The organism is Lonepinella sp. MS14435 (assembly GCF_042485795.1).
GTDB lineage: Bacteria > Pseudomonadota > Gammaproteobacteria > Enterobacterales > Pasteurellaceae > Lonepinella.
Genome location: NZ_CP169368.1, coordinates 365,832 through 379,742, shown reverse-complemented (window position 1 = coordinate 379,742; position 13,911 = coordinate 365,832). Strand labels below are relative to the sequence as shown.

The window sequence follows — 13,911 nt, the reverse complement described above, 5'->3', positions numbered from 1 at the left end:
TTTAAATTCCTTCTTTTCATTGCAATTCGTTAGCCAAACGATCGAGCTGACCACGACTTGAACCGTCTATCACAAAATCATCGGTACGAATGATAACCCCTGCGATCAGCGAGCTATCTACACTGCAATTTAATTTCACTTTGCGAGCAAGTCTTTTTTCCATTGCGGCGACAATTTTTTGTTGTTGCGTTGCACTTAATGGTTGAGCCGAAATGGCTTGAACTTCCGTGCTAGCATTATGTTCTTCCACATAATGTTGAAATTCATCAAATACTGCTGGAAGTGCCGTCAATCGCTTATTTTCAGCCATTAACCGAATCAGATTTTGCCCATATTGATCAAGTTGTTCGCCACAAATTGAAATCACCGTATCTGCCACTTTTTTAGCAGAAAAAGAACTGCTTAAAAAAGATTGCACCTGTTCATTTTCTGCTACCTGTGCCGCAAAACTGAGCATTTCTGTCCATTTTTGCACCGCACTTTTATCGGTCGCTGACTGTTCAACGGCAAAATCAAATGCTGCTTTGGCATAAGGGCGAGCTATCGTAGTTAATTCTGACATAAGCTCAACCTTCCTATAATTCTGCAACTAACTTATCAATAATGTCACTGTTGGCCGCTTCATCAATGGTACGACCCACAATTTTCTCTGCACCTGCAATCGCAAGTGAAGCCACTTTCACACGTAATTCTTCTTGCACACGTTTACGCTCAGATTCAACTTCTGCATAACCTTGTTCAATAATTTTGGCTTTCAAAGTTTCCGCTTCTGCTTTCACTTCTTCTAGCACTTCATTACGGCGTTTATTGGCTAAATCGATAATTTCTTGTGCTTGTAATTTTGCTTTAGAAATTTCTTCTTCCGCTAATACTTTCGTATCGGCTTGCTCTTTTTTAGCCGCTTCGGCAGACGCTAACGCATTGGCAATATTCGCCTGACGATCTTCAATCGCTTTAATGAGCGGTGGCCAAACATATTTCATACAAAACGCAACGAAAATTGCGAATGCAATAAGTTGACCGATTAATGTTGCATTTAAATTCACAACGCCCTCCTACTAAAAAGTCGGTGAAGTTATCCCAGATAATCCTCTGAAATAACAATAAATATCAAGCCCGACTTATTTTAATAAATCAATGAACGGGTTTGCGAAGATGAAAAGTAATGAAATACCCACAGCAATCATTGCGATAGCATCTAAAAGACCAGCAACGATAAACATTTTCGTTTGTAAGCTACTGGCTAATTCTGGCTGACGAGCAGAAGATTCTAAGAATTTACCGCCTAAAATAGCAAAGCCAATCGCTGTTCCCAGTGCGGCAAAAGCTAATAAAATTGATGCACCAATAATTGTTGCTGTAATTACAGATTCCATAATGTTCTCCATTAAAAGATTAATAAATAAGCCCTAAGGCTAGGATTGTTAATAAAAAATTCGTTTAATGATCTGCTTTGTTATAAGCAATACTCAAATAAACTATTGTCAACATCATAAAGATGAAAGCCTGTAAGGTAATCACCAATATATGAAAAATAGCCCATACTAAATGTAATGGGATACCTAATGCTTGCAAAGCAACATTATCTGCCATATACATGACAGCGATAAGAATAAAGATTAACTCACCAGCGTACATATTACCAAACAGACGGAATGCTAAAGAAATCGGTTTAGCTAATAATGTGACGGTTTCAAGAATAAAGTTAACGGGAATAAATGCCCAATGATTGAAAGGGTGGAGCGTATATTCTTTTACTAATCCACTAAAGCCTTTTGATTTGACGGTATAAAATAGGATTAAACAGAATACGCAAATCGACATACCTAAGGTGGCACTAATATCTGCGGTTGGCACAGCACGTAAATGATGAACACCAATTAAATTAGCAAACTGCGGTAGAAAATCAACAGGAATCAAGTCGATGGCATTCATAATGAATACCCAACAGAAAATGGTTAATGCCAGTGGAGCAATAGCATTACGCGGACCATGGAAGTTATCTTTGACTAAACCGTCCACCCACTCAATAACTATTTCAGCAAAACACTGCAATTTTCCAGGCACACCTGAAGTGGCTTTTTTAGCTACACGGGAAAAAATAAACAAGAAAATAGCACCCGATACTAAGGAAAAAAACAAGGTATCTAAATGCACCGCCCAAAAGCCATCGCCAGATGAAAGGAAACTCAAATGGTGACTAATATAATCAGCAGTTGTTAAATTTGACATATTAATAAAACCTTTCTGTAAATTATTAATTACGTTGTTTAAATATATTCAAAATAAAAGGTAATAGACTATTTAAAGCAAGAGCAATAAAAAAGCCTATAAAAAAAGTGAATACATTATTTACCACTAAATATTTAATTGATATAACAATTAAAAGTATAGCAAAAAGGAATTTTATAGCTTCAAGACTATAAAATAGTGTTATTTTTATCGGTTCAGCTCTTTTTTTAGCATAAAAAAAAGCAAAGTAAATAACTATCGCACTTGATATAAAAATAACCAAATATCCTATGCTAAAGGCATAAGCAAGTGGAGTATCAAACAATGACAGTATAAAAAAAGCAATAATTAGAATAACAAATTCGATTATATATACTTTTTTATACAATTTTTGAGCTTGTTGTAGTACAGCCGACATCATTTACGCCCAGTAAAGTCTAAAAAACGTTCAAACAGACTAAAGTCTGAAAGCCCCTGAATTATCACCCATAAAGGCTATTATTGCAATAAATTAAGTGATAAAACTGAACTTAGATCAAAATTTTGTTAGATTGATTACTGTTTTTTTACGGGATATGACTTTTTTAAAGCACATAAAGAAAAATCTCATTAAGTGATTTAGACTTAATGAGATTTTCTGTTAATTAAAATTCATAACGAATTCCTGCATTGAAATTTCGTCCAGAAGCAGTATAACGATCTGCATTTGTGGCATCAATACCGATCGGAGGACTACCTGCTGTACTACCATCTTTCAATAAAGCCAAGTAGGAAATATCGTTCCAATTCCAATATTTTTTATCAAATAGGTTATTCACGTTTGCCGTTAAGGTTAAATCTTTCACTGGTTTCCAATAAACGCCTAAATCAAACACGGAATAACCCCCTGTTGGATTATACATTGCATTCACAATATCCTTGTCCGCTTTAGCACGATTATATGTCCAACTAATATCTGCTCCAAATTGTTCACTTTCATAGCCTAATCCCAATTTAGTTTTCAGCGGTTGAATGCTGTTAATAGGCGTTTTTACCCCATTATTTTTTGCTTTACCACGGCTATAAGCAATGCCTGCTGTAGTATAGAAATCATTGTAAAATTTCCATTTAGCATTTGCTGTTACACCATAAATTTTAGCTTTATCTAAATTTTGATATTGCAAGAATTGAGTATAACCTGACATTTGGCTCGTTAAATCTTGCCAATCAATAAAGTTTTTATAACGATTGTAATAGCCTGAAATACGGTATTGTAAAGTTTCTGTGTTGCCTTTAAAACCTAACTCAAAATTATCCGCTGTTTCAGATTTTAAGTTTGGATTACCAACCACTGCCACTTCAACAGTTTGCAATCCCCGATTAGGAACATAGTAACTGACAACTTCACCAAAGGAAGAGGTTAATTGTTGGGTTGATGGTGTTTTTACCCCACGAGAATATTGCAAGAATGGATTAAATTCTGGAGCAATCAACCATTCAATCCCTAATTTAGGGGTAAATTTGGTTTCACTTTGTTTGGTCACAGATACATTTTTTGAACCTGCTTGCGTATAGTCACCGTCCATTGATGGATTAACTCGATAATGCACCACACCTACATGTGGAGTAATCAAGAAATTAGCTAGACTAATTTGATCTTCTAAATAGCCCGTAAATTTATCTTGTTTTGCATTAGCAGTTGGTTTTTTATTTGCTACCGCACCATAAGCAGGTCGGTCTAAATATAGATAATTAGTGATATCATTATGAATATAACTTACACCATAACGTAATAATTGTGGTACTGAAGAGTCTATAGCACTGGTTAAGTCCGAATTAAATCCCCAAGTTTTTACTTTATTTTCAGAATTTTCTTGACGATAATTGGTGGTAGATTGACGTAAACGCTCATTCTCCGTACGTGCATTTTGGAAATAAACGTGAGTATCTGCACTTTGAATAATACCGTTTTGACTATTATAACGATGTCCTAAAGAAAAACGGTGGCGTTTCACTTTATCGGTACTTTGCCCTGATGTTTGTGTTCCTGTTCTTGCATCAATTCTCGTATCTGTTTTAGACAGTAAATCTGTTTCGGTTTTTTTAGATTGACTTTCAAAAGCAAAACTCAACTGATTTTTATCATTTAATTGATAATTATGTTTAGTTAAAACATAAACATTACGTGTTTTAGCTGGATCGGACTCTGTTCTTGTTGCCCCTGTTCCACCTACATCACCATGATTTTCATTTTCATGACCTTTACGTAATGTCGTCATCACCATGCCTTGATAATGCCCAGCAGCCACCGCACCGCCCAACGAGCCATAAATACTATTATTTCGACTGTCATAACCTGTGGCGACAAAACCACCTAAATTTCTGCCTTTCAATAAATCAGAGGGTTCAAGGGTAGTAAAATTTACGCTACTGGAAAGACTACGTTCTGATCCTAGGTAACTCACTTCTGCACTTTTTAATGCAGTAGGTTCAATATAATCGCCTCGCCCAAATTCCATACCATAAGAAATAAAATGTTTAGCTTCTTGTGCTTCAGGTAATTCAATCCCATCAATAGTATTTTCTACACGGTTATCCTGTAAGCCACGCACATTAATCCCATTATTTCCTGATCTTGAGCTTTGTAACTCCGTGACACTCACATCAAGGGATTGAGCAAACACATCTTTAATATTTTGAGCTTGTTTATGTTGAATTTGCTGCTGATAAATCGTTTCCTGATTACTTTTTTCTACTCTCTCAGAGACAGTTATTTCACTTAATTGTGTAGATTGAGCATAAATAGCTGAACTAAATCCAGTTGCAAATAAGCCAGCTACAAAAATAGCAAGATTGTTTATGTTAAATTTGTGTTGTGTGTGATCCATATTTTTCCCTTAATATAATATTAATGGGAATTATTTTTATTTATTTCAAATAAAAAGTAAAGCTAAAAATGGAGTAACCACAACCAAACCGAGTAAAATAAAAAGTGCGGTTAAAAAATATAAAAATTTTAACCGCACTAGATAAATTGAATAAAATGATATATTAGGCTTTTTTAATCAACACCAAATGACGTTCCCCTTGTAATTCGGGTACGTGTAGTTCAATCACTTGCTGAATCACATAATCAGCTGAAAGTTGTTGTACTTCCTCCCGATGATATTGCCCTTTTAAAGCATAAAATAACCCGTTTTCAGCGGGTAAATGATGACACCAATCGGTCATATCTTTTAGACTAGCAAAGGCACGACTTAATACGCCATCAAATAGATGATCGGGCTTAAATTCTTCTACACGACTCAGCACGGGTTCAATGTTAGTTAATCCTAACTCTCGCACGGCATTGCGAATAAAGCTAATACGTTTACCTAAACTATCTAGTAAATAGAATTGTTTATCAGGGTTAATAATCGCTAATGGTAATCCTGGTAAACCTGGTCCTGTTCCCACATCAATAAAACCTGAACCCTGTAAATAAGGACTTACCACAAGACTATCTAAAATATGTTTCACTAGCATTTCTTGTGGATCACGCACGGAGGTGAGATTGTAGGCTTTGTTCCATTTGTGCAGCAATAATACCAACTGCACTAATTGGCTTTTTTGCTGATCGGTCACAGAAAGTGCGGTAGATTTTAGCAAAGTTTCTAGCTTTTCACTTAATTGCTGTTCTAAATTAGTCGCCACGTTTTAACATTCCCTGTTTTTTTAAGTTCACCAACAAAATAGAAATCGCCGCAGGGGTGATACCTGAAATTCGGCTTGCTTGTCCAATGGAAACTGGGCGATGTTGTTCCAATTTAGCTCGTACTTCATTAGAAAGCCCCACCACCAAACTATAATCAAAACGCTCAGGAATAGCCGTATTCTCATGGCGTTTTTGTTTTTCAATTTCCTCTTGTTGATGCTCAATATAACCTTGATATTTCACTGCTATTTCGACTTGTTCAGCGGCTTGCTTATCTTCCAAAGCTGGAGCAAATAATGTGGTTTTGGTTAAAATATCATAATTCATTTCAGGACGACGCAATAAATCAATCCCACTGGCTTCACGCACAATAGGCGTATTAACTAAATTATTAATTTCCGCCAAATACTCAGATTTAGTATGAATCCAAATTTGTTTTAAGCGTTCTTGTTCTTTGGCTATATTATCCATTTTTTGATTAAATCTTGCCCAACGTTTTTCATCTATTAATCCTAATTCATGAGCTATCGGAGTTAAGCGAATATCCGCATTATCTTCACGCAAAATCAAACGATATTCCGCACGAGAGGTAAAGACACGATAAGGTTCTTTGGTCCCTAAAGTACAAAGATCATCGACTAAAACGCCCATATAAGCCTGATCACGACGTGGATACCAAGGATCTTTTTGTTGTACATAAAGTCCTGCGTTAATGCCTGCTAACAAACCTTGCGCCGCCGCTTCTTCGTAACCAGTTGTGCCGTTAATTTGCCCAGCAAAGAACAAACCTTTAATGGCTTTAGTTTCAAGGGTCGGTTTCAAATCCCGTGGATCAAAATAATCATATTCAATAGCATAACCTGGTTTGACAATACGGGTTTTTTCTAGCCCTTGCATAGAATTAACAATACCCATTTGCACATCAAAAGGCAAACTAGTCGAAATCCCATTTGGATAGACTTCATTTGAGGTTAATCCCTCTGGTTCAAGATAAATTTGATGGGAATTGCGATCGGCAAAACGCATCACTTTATCTTCAATAGATGGACAATAACGCGGTCCAATCCCCTCAATAATCCCCGTGTACATTGGGCTACGATCCAAATTATGGCGGATCACATCGTGAGTTTTTTCGTTAGTATGGGTAATAAAACAAGGAATTTGACGAGGGTGCTGATCCACCGATCCCATAAAGGAGAATACAGGCAATTCCGCATCACCATGTTGTTTGGCTAACACATCAAAATTAATCGTGCGAGCATCTAAACGGGGTGGTGTCCCTGTTTTTAGACGATCGACACGCAAGCCTAGATCACGTAAACGGTGAGAAAGGGAAACCGATGCAGGATCGCCAGCTCGTCCACCTTCGTAATTTTGTAAACCAATATGGATCTTACCTGCTAAAAATGTCCCTGCCGTCAATACCACCGATCTGGCACGAAATTTTAAGCCCATTTTTGTTTCCACCCCAGTAACTTGATCCTGTTCGATCAACACATCGGTCACTTCTTGTTGGAAAATATCTAAATTAGGTTGATTTTCAAGGGCAATCCGCACCGCTTGACGATATAAAACTCGATCTGCTTGCGCTCGAGTCGCTCGTACAGCTGGACCTTTTGAACTATTTAAGGTACGAAATTGAATACCTGCTTGATCGGTCGCTGTTGCCATTAATCCACCCATGGCATCAATTTCTTTGACTAAATGCCCTTTGCCAATTCCCCCAATAGCTGGATTACAAGACATTTGTCCAAGGGTATCAATATTATGAGTTAATAAAAGGGTTTTAAGTCCCATTCGAGCGGGAGCAAGAGCAGCTTCTGTGCCTGCGTGACCGCCACCAATCACGATCACATCATAATTTTCAGTATAAAACATAAAAATATTCTCTAAGTTAAAGATCCCTTTCACCGATCTAAGCTAAAAATAAAGGCGTATTTTACCTAAATTTGATAAAACAAGAAAGTGAATCTATAAAAGCCGATCAGAAAAGAGAAAGGCAAGTAATAAATATAGATCTTATTTATATATAAAGATCTTATTATTGTTATTATTAGATCCACTGATCATCGTGAATAAGGATCTTTTTATGTTATAGATTAAATAGTTAGATCTTTTTTTAGATAAGGAAAAGTAAGATCTTTACAGTAAGTAAAATCTGTATAACTTGTTTAGTTATCCACAGGTAAGTTTAAATTATCTTTTATTAAATAGTAAAACACAGGTTTTTAAAGGGTTTTTTAGCGAGTTATCCACAGGTGAGAGAATAAATTAATTTAATAAAAAAGTGCGATGAATTTCACCGCACTTCAAGTTGTTTTTAGATAAATGATTAAAGTTTTGCTGCTAACATCGCTTCTAATTTTTCAATATCTGCGGCAAATTTACGGATACCTTCAGCCAATTTTTCAACTGCCATTGGATCTGCATTATGTTGCCAGTAGAAATCAGCTTCTTTCAATGGTTCTGGGCGAGCTTTGACTTCACCTTTATAATCTAATTTACGAGCTAAAGGTGCTGTGCTTTCTTGTAACTCTTTTAATAATGGTGGAGCGATGGTTAAACGGTCACAGCCTGCTAATTCGGTGATTTCGCCCACGTTACGGAAACTCGCACCCATTACCACAGTTTTATAGCCATATTGTTTGTAGTAGTTGTAAATTTCTGTTACAGAAACCACACCAGGATCTTCTGCTGGTGCGTATTCTTTTTTGTCAGAATTAGCTTTGTACCAGTCAAGAATACGACCAACAAACGGCGAAATTAAGTAAACGCCTGCTTCTGCACAAGCACGGGCTTGAGCTTGAGAGAATAATAGGGTTAAGTTACAGTTAATGTTTTCTTTTTCTAAAATTTCCGCCGCACGGATACCTTGCCAAGTCGATGCAATTTTGATCAAAATACGATCGTTGGCAATACCTGCTTCGTTATAAAGACGAATTAATTTGCGTGCTTTTTCAACAGTAGCTTCGGTATCGTAAGAAAGGCGAGCATCTACTTCAGTAGAAATACGTCCTGGTACCAGTTTTAAAATTTCTAAACCGATATTTACCGCTAATTTATCTTCGGCATCAACAAGTTGTTGTTTTTTGCACTCACTTTGTTTTTTCGCATAAGCAACAGCTTCATCAATTAATGGAGCATATTGTGGCAGTGCAGATGCACTTAAAATTATTGATGGGTTGGTAGTGGCATCTTGTGGTTTATAAAGTTTCATAGCTTCAATATCGCCAGTATCAGCTACTACTACGGTTACGTTTTTTAAAGCGTCTAATTGCGTTGTCATAATTTACCTCTGATTGATTTATTTACTCTGTTTAATTATCCATGATAAGTCGATTAAATACCAGTTAAACGATTAAAAACTGTGATCCAGATCACGGTTTTATAATGGAATTTTTATGCTGAACTAAACTATAATACATTAAGCATAATATGGAAATATAAAAGCAACAATATAAACAATAGGTAATAGGCAAAATGATTCCCTTTCTTGGTATAACAGGTTATAGCGGTAGTGGTAAAACCACCTTATTAGAAAAATTATTACCAAAATTAACCGCACTTGGTTTAAAAGTAGCGGTGATTAAGCATAGCCACCATAATGCTCAAGTGGATAAACAAGGGAAAGATAGTTGGCGAATGAAAGAAGCGGGAGCCAGTCAAGTTATTATGGCTTGTGATCAACGTTGGGCGTTAATGACTGAAACCTCTAAGCCAGAGTCCTTTGCTTATTTGGTACGACAATTTGATCCGCAGTTAACGGATTTAGTGTTAATTGAAGGTTTTAAACAAGAAGCTATCCCTAAAATTCTACTGCATAGAAAAGAGATGACTAAACCTTTACCAGAACAGGATCAAAACGTTATAGCCATTGCCACAGATTATCCTATCAAAACCGATAAACAATGGTTAGATATTAATAATATAGATCAAATAGTCGAATTTATTTGGCATTATTTACGGAATAACTAAAATGGAAAAATCCGTTTCTCCACGCTCACTCGCTTGGATTGCTGCTACGGCATTTTTTATGCAAGCGTTAGATACCACTATTTTAAATACGGCATTACCTGCTATCGCAGCGGATTTGCATCAATCACCTTTAGAAATGCAACTAGCGGTGATCAGCTATGCGTTGACAGTGGCATTATTTATTCCTATTAGTGGTTGGTTAGCGGATAAATATGGTACGCTCAATATTTTCCGTTTTTCCGTTGTTATGTTTGTAATTGGATCAGTGAGTTGTGCTTTCTCAATGTCGCTAGAAATGCTGATTTTTTCTCGAATATTACAGGGTTTTGGCGGTGCCATGATGATGCCAGTGGCTCGCCTTGCTATTATTCGTACAGTGGCTAAAAATGAATTAATTCCCATTTGGAATTTAATGGCAATGGCAGGCTTAACCGGTCCTATTATTGGTCCAATTTTAGGTGGTTGGTTAGTGACCTACGCTTCTTGGCACTGGATTTTCTTAATTAATATTCCTATCGGTTTAATTGGGGTGATTCTATCAAGCTATTTTATGCCGAATGTAAAAAATGATTTAACTAAATTTGATTGGAAAGGTTTTCTGCTTTTTGGTGGTGGTTTAGTTTGTATTACATTTGGATTAGATTTAGTTAATGAAACTTTTATAGAAAAATGGCAAGCAGTCAGTATTTTAGCGGTAGGTTGTATATTTTTAATAGGTTATTATTTTTATGCAAAAGGCAATCAAACCGCTTTAATTCCACTTAATTTATTTAAAATTCGCACCTATTATTTGGGTTCGTGGTCAAATTTATTTATTCGTTTATGTGGTTCAGGCATTCCTTTTCTATTGCCATTGATGTTACAAGTTTCTTTTCAATACAGTGCAGATTATGCTGGTTTAATGATTACGCCGATAGCCATTAGTTCTTTGATCAGTAAGCCTATTATTCGCCCATTGTTAAGGGTGTTCGGCTATCGAAATTTATTAATGATCAATTCATTATGTATGGCTCTATCAGTTGGGCTAATATCCTTATTAACCATTGACACCCCATTGTGGGCGTATATTAGTTTATTGTTTGTTTACGGCATGATTTTATCTATTATGTTTACATCGGTGAATACATTAACCGTTTCAGAATTAGATCAACATAACGCCAGTGCAGGTTCCACCATGTTAAGTGTAATTCAACAAGTCGGTATCGGTTTAGGTATTGCGGTTTCTGCTATAGCATTAAATTTTTACCGCACTTTAGTGGCACCAGAAATGCTACAACAAGCCTTTAGTTATACCTTTTTAACCAGTTCCATTTTTGGTTTTATTTTATTTTTTATTGTGGCAAAATTGGATAAAACCGCTGGGGAAAATTTACATTAAGTAGGCTATATGAATGATGAAAATGAAATAGTTAAATTGGATTTTAGTCCATTAATTAATGCAATTGAACGACTAAAAGAAGGTTTAATTCGCTATCAAACCGACATCAGCGATATTCAAATTCGTGATGGATTAATCCAACGTTTTGAATTTACTTATGAATTAAGTTACAAAATGCTCAAACGCTATTTAGCCCAAATATCCCCGAATCCTGAGCAATATGACAGCATGTCTTTTCAGGATCTTATTCGCTCAGGTAATGAAAAAGGGTTATTACTTGGTGAATGGAAAGATTGGAAAACCTATCGAGAGATGCGTTCAAGAACAAGTCATACTTATGATGAAGATGTCGCATTAAATGTGGTAGAGGGTATTCCACAATTTTTGCAAGAAGTGATTTATTTAGTAGAACAATTAACAAAGGAATAAATACGATTTAACGCCGTATTTCTAATATCATCACATTCAAATAAAATTTCATGTTTTGCTCGCTCAATTTTCACTAATTTTCCTTGCGGTAAAAGTGCGGTGAATTTAGCCAGATTTTTATTGTCAACAATTTTTTCTTTTTCTGCTTGTAAAATCAAAACTGGAATTTCAATACGTGGCAGAATTTTTGGCAAGCGTTTGATGGCTTGCAAACATAAATAAGCCCAACGGAAAGTCGGTCCGCCGAGATTAATTTGTTTAAATTTTCGATTAATCCGATTCATCCATTTCATACGAGTTTTACAAAAACTTAATTCATTATCTCTTAAATCGGCTGGTTTATAAACCGTTTTACCGAATACATAACGTTCGCCAAATCCTAGCAAAATTATTAGATTTAATAATATTTCATCACGTAACGGATTTTTTAAAGCAATAGCAAAAAAAGGCGAAGAAAATACCGCACTTTTTATATGGTGATCATAGTTAGCTAAATAATAGCTTGAAATTAAGCAGCCTAAAGAATGTGCCACAATCTGTTGGCTTTGATAATCATAAAGTGCGGTGATTTTTTCGATAATTTTTGCCATATCATCCATGTAAAAACGAAATTCATCTAAATGCCCTTTGTCAGGATCTTTTAATAAACGCTGTGAATAACCTTGTCCACGGTGATCAAATAATAGCACATCAAACCCTTGATGATAAAAGTCATAAGCGAGTTCAGTCCATTTCAAAATACTTTCAGCTCGTCCATTGACGAGAATAATCAATTTTCGTTGTGCAGGATTTTGGTGGGTAAAATGACGATAGGCGATAGCACAATTTCTTTTTCCATCAATATATTGAATCGGAAATTGTTGAGCAAAAGGATAAAGTTCAGTTAACGCAAATTGACAAAAATGGGGTTCTCGTTGCATATATGAAAATTACCTATTAACGCACTAATAAAATAATCATGGAAAAAAGGTGCGTTTATTACGCACCTCACAACCACTAAACTAATTGTTTCAAAATACGACGTACTGGCTCTGCCGCACCCCATAATAATTGGTCGCCCACAGTAAATGCCGCCAAATATTCAGGACCCATCGCTAATTTACGTAAACGACCGACAGGTACGCTTAATGTGCCAGTCACCTTAGCTGGTGTCAATTCACGCAAGGTGGTTTCTTTATCATTCGGAATCACTTTCACCCATTCATTGTGGCTTGCTAAAATTTGTTCAATCTCGCTTAATGGCAAGTCTTTTTTGAGTTTAATGGTGAACGCTTGGCTATGGCAACGCAATGCCCCAATACGCACACATAAGCCATCGACTGGAATTGGATTGTCGCTTAAACCTAAAATTTTGTTGGTTTCTGCATAGCCTTTCCATTCTTCTTTGGTTTGTCCCGTTTCTGGTAGAAGTTTGTCAATCCACGGAATTAAGCTACCACCTAAGGCGGCTCCAAAGTTATCGGTTGGGAAATCATCCGCACGCATTTTGGCGGTGACTTTGCGTTCAATATCTAAAATAGAGGATGCAGGATCGGCTAATTCCGCTTTGACAGAATCTTCTAATTGACCCATTTGCACAAGCAACTCACGCATATTTTTCGCACCCGCACCTGATGCAGCTTGATAAGTGGCGACCGAAATCCATTCCACTAAATCTTTCTCGAACAAGCCCCCAATCGCCATTAACATCAAGCTCACGGTACAGTTACCGCCCACAAAAGTTTTAATCCCTTTTTTCAAGCCGTCGGTGATGACGTGTTGGTTCACTGGATCTAACACGATAATTGCATCATCTTGCATACGCAATGCGGATGCGGCATCCACCCAATAACCGTCCCAACCTGTGGCTTTTAATTTTGGATACACTTCATTGGTGTAATCACCGCCTTGACAGGTGACGATAATATCTAATTTTTTGAGTTCATCAATATCAAAGGCATTTTTCAATTCACCTGCATCTTTACCTGCAAACACAGGGGCTTTTTGCCCCGCTTGCGATGTGGTGAAGAACACAGGATTAATGTTAGCAAAATCGTTTTCCTGAACCATACGATCCATTAATACCGAGCCAACCATACCACGCCAACCGATAAAACCGACATTTTTCATATTTGCATTTCCTTTAAGTTATGTTGTGTTTGAAGTTTATAAAATTACAGATAAGCCTGATAAAATCAAGTGTTTTTATAAAAAAATGATGAAATTTGGGTTTTAGTTAAATTTC

The 13,911-nt window shown here is 36.4% G+C and carries 14 protein-coding genes; 3 read left to right on the top strand and 11 right to left on the bottom strand.

Features of this window, described 5'->3' with window-relative positions; all coding sequences use genetic code 11:
* Positions 1–16: 16 nt before the first annotated feature.
* The 9 genes from atpH to tal all read right to left on the bottom strand — a co-directional run bounded on the left by atpH (position 17) and on the right by tal (position 9,191).
* Positions 17–562 (bottom strand): F0F1 ATP synthase subunit delta, encoded by a 546-nt coding sequence (atpH, locus tag O1Q80_RS01835; RefSeq protein WP_386688709.1) that lies wholly within the window; start codon positions 560–562, stop codon positions 17–19.
* A 13-nt stretch (positions 563–575) separates the two neighbouring features.
* Positions 576–1,046, bottom strand: a complete 471-nt coding sequence (gene atpF, locus O1Q80_RS01830) for a F0F1 ATP synthase subunit B (protein ID WP_386688711.1) — start codon at positions 1,044–1,046, stop codon at positions 576–578.
* Between the two features lie 75 nt (positions 1,047–1,121).
* A complete protein-coding gene (atpE, locus tag O1Q80_RS01825; protein WP_005599073.1) occupies positions 1,122–1,376 on the bottom strand; it encodes a F0F1 ATP synthase subunit C in 255 nt (84 codons plus the stop codon).
* 64 nt (positions 1,377–1,440) lie between these two features.
* Positions 1,441–2,232, bottom strand: coding sequence for a F0F1 ATP synthase subunit A (gene atpB, locus O1Q80_RS01820; protein ID WP_386695329.1), 792 nt, complete (start codon positions 2,230–2,232; stop codon positions 1,441–1,443).
* A gap of 25 nt (positions 2,233–2,257) precedes the next feature.
* Positions 2,258–2,650, bottom strand: coding sequence for an ATP synthase subunit I (locus O1Q80_RS01815; protein ID WP_386695327.1), 393 nt, complete (start codon positions 2,648–2,650; stop codon positions 2,258–2,260).
* Positions 2,651–2,876: 226 nt separating this feature from the next.
* Complete coding sequence (locus O1Q80_RS01810; protein WP_386695325.1) at positions 2,877–5,099, bottom strand: TonB-dependent hemoglobin/transferrin/lactoferrin family receptor; 2,223 nt, start codon at positions 5,097–5,099, stop codon at positions 2,877–2,879.
* Between the two features lie 163 nt (positions 5,100–5,262).
* Entirely contained in the window at positions 5,263–5,904 is a 642-nt protein-coding gene (gene rsmG, locus O1Q80_RS01805) for a 16S rRNA (guanine(527)-N(7))-methyltransferase RsmG (RefSeq protein WP_386695323.1), read from the bottom strand.
* On the bottom strand, positions 5,894–7,783 hold the full coding sequence (mnmG, locus tag O1Q80_RS01800; RefSeq protein WP_386688724.1) for a tRNA uridine-5-carboxymethylaminomethyl(34) synthesis enzyme MnmG: 1,890 nt from the start codon (positions 7,781–7,783) through the stop codon (positions 5,894–5,896). Before mnmG ends, rsmG begins: the two co-directional genes overlap by 11 nt.
* 454 nt (positions 7,784–8,237) lie before the next feature.
* On the bottom strand, positions 8,238–9,191 hold the full coding sequence (gene tal / locus O1Q80_RS01795; RefSeq protein ID WP_386695322.1) for a transaldolase: 954 nt from the start codon (positions 9,189–9,191) through the stop codon (positions 8,238–8,240).
* 194 nt (positions 9,192–9,385) lie between these two features.
* On the opposite strand from tal, the gene mobB reads away from it, so the two are divergent.
* The 3 genes from mobB to O1Q80_RS01780 are packed head-to-tail and all read left to right on the top strand — an operon-like array spanning position 9,386 to position 11,687.
* Positions 9,386–9,880, top strand: a complete 495-nt coding sequence (gene mobB, locus O1Q80_RS01790; RefSeq protein ID WP_386695320.1) for a molybdopterin-guanine dinucleotide biosynthesis protein B — start codon at positions 9,386–9,388, stop codon at positions 9,878–9,880.
* Between the two features lies 1 nt (position 9,881).
* Positions 9,882–11,258: a DHA2 family efflux MFS transporter permease subunit gene (locus tag O1Q80_RS01785; protein ID WP_386695318.1), complete on the top strand. Its 1,377-nt coding sequence runs from the start codon at positions 9,882–9,884 to the stop codon at positions 11,256–11,258.
* A 9-nt stretch (positions 11,259–11,267) separates the two neighbouring features.
* The gene (locus tag O1Q80_RS01780; protein WP_386695316.1) at positions 11,268–11,687 is read left to right on the top strand and encodes a nucleotidyltransferase substrate binding protein; all 420 of its coding nucleotides are present in this window, start codon (positions 11,268–11,270) and stop codon (positions 11,685–11,687) included.
* Here the strand turns inward: O1Q80_RS01780 and O1Q80_RS01775 are convergent.
* Positions 11,657–12,607: an alpha/beta fold hydrolase gene (locus O1Q80_RS01775; RefSeq protein ID WP_386695314.1), complete on the bottom strand. Its 951-nt coding sequence runs from the start codon at positions 12,605–12,607 to the stop codon at positions 11,657–11,659. The genes O1Q80_RS01780 and O1Q80_RS01775 overlap by 31 nt on opposite strands.
* A gap of 76 nt (positions 12,608–12,683) precedes the next feature.
* Positions 12,684–13,796: an aspartate-semialdehyde dehydrogenase gene (asd, locus tag O1Q80_RS01770; RefSeq protein ID WP_386695313.1), complete on the bottom strand. Its 1,113-nt coding sequence runs from the start codon at positions 13,794–13,796 to the stop codon at positions 12,684–12,686.
* Between the last annotated feature and the right edge of the window lie 115 nt (positions 13,797–13,911).

What these genes read in the sequence shown, in the direction of transcription:
- atpH (WP_386688709.1), bottom strand. Translation starts at nt 562, where the DNA reads ATGTCAGAATTAACTACGATAGCTCGCCCTTATGCCAAAGCAGCATTT.
- atpE (WP_005599073.1), bottom strand. Translation starts at nt 1,376, where the DNA reads ATGGAATCTGTAATTACAGCAACAATTATTGGTGCATCAATTTTATTA.
- atpB (WP_386695329.1), bottom strand. Translation starts at nt 2,232, where the DNA reads ATGTCAAATTTAACAACTGCTGATTATATTAGTCACCATTTGAGTTTC.
- O1Q80_RS01815 (WP_386695327.1), bottom strand. Translation starts at nt 2,650, where the DNA reads ATGTCGGCTGTACTACAACAAGCTCAAAAATTGTATAAAAAAGTATAT.
- O1Q80_RS01810 (WP_386695325.1), bottom strand. Translation starts at nt 5,099, where the DNA reads ATGGATCACACACAACACAAATTTAACATAAACAATCTTGCTATTTTT.
- mnmG (WP_386688724.1), bottom strand. Translation starts at nt 7,783, where the DNA reads ATGTTTTATACTGAAAATTATGATGTGATCGTGATTGGTGGCGGTCAC.
- tal (WP_386695322.1), bottom strand. Translation starts at nt 9,191, where the DNA reads ATGACAACGCAATTAGACGCTTTAAAAAACGTAACCGTAGTAGTAGCT.
- mobB (WP_386695320.1), top strand. Translation starts at nt 9,386, where the DNA reads ATGATTCCCTTTCTTGGTATAACAGGTTATAGCGGTAGTGGTAAAACC.
- O1Q80_RS01785 (WP_386695318.1), top strand. Translation starts at nt 9,882, where the DNA reads ATGGAAAAATCCGTTTCTCCACGCTCACTCGCTTGGATTGCTGCTACG.
- O1Q80_RS01780 (WP_386695316.1), top strand. Translation starts at nt 11,268, where the DNA reads ATGAATGATGAAAATGAAATAGTTAAATTGGATTTTAGTCCATTAATT.
- O1Q80_RS01775 (WP_386695314.1), bottom strand. Translation starts at nt 12,607, where the DNA reads ATGCAACGAGAACCCCATTTTTGTCAATTTGCGTTAACTGAACTTTAT.
- asd (WP_386695313.1), bottom strand. Translation starts at nt 13,796, where the DNA reads ATGAAAAATGTCGGTTTTATCGGTTGGCGTGGTATGGTTGGCTCGGTA.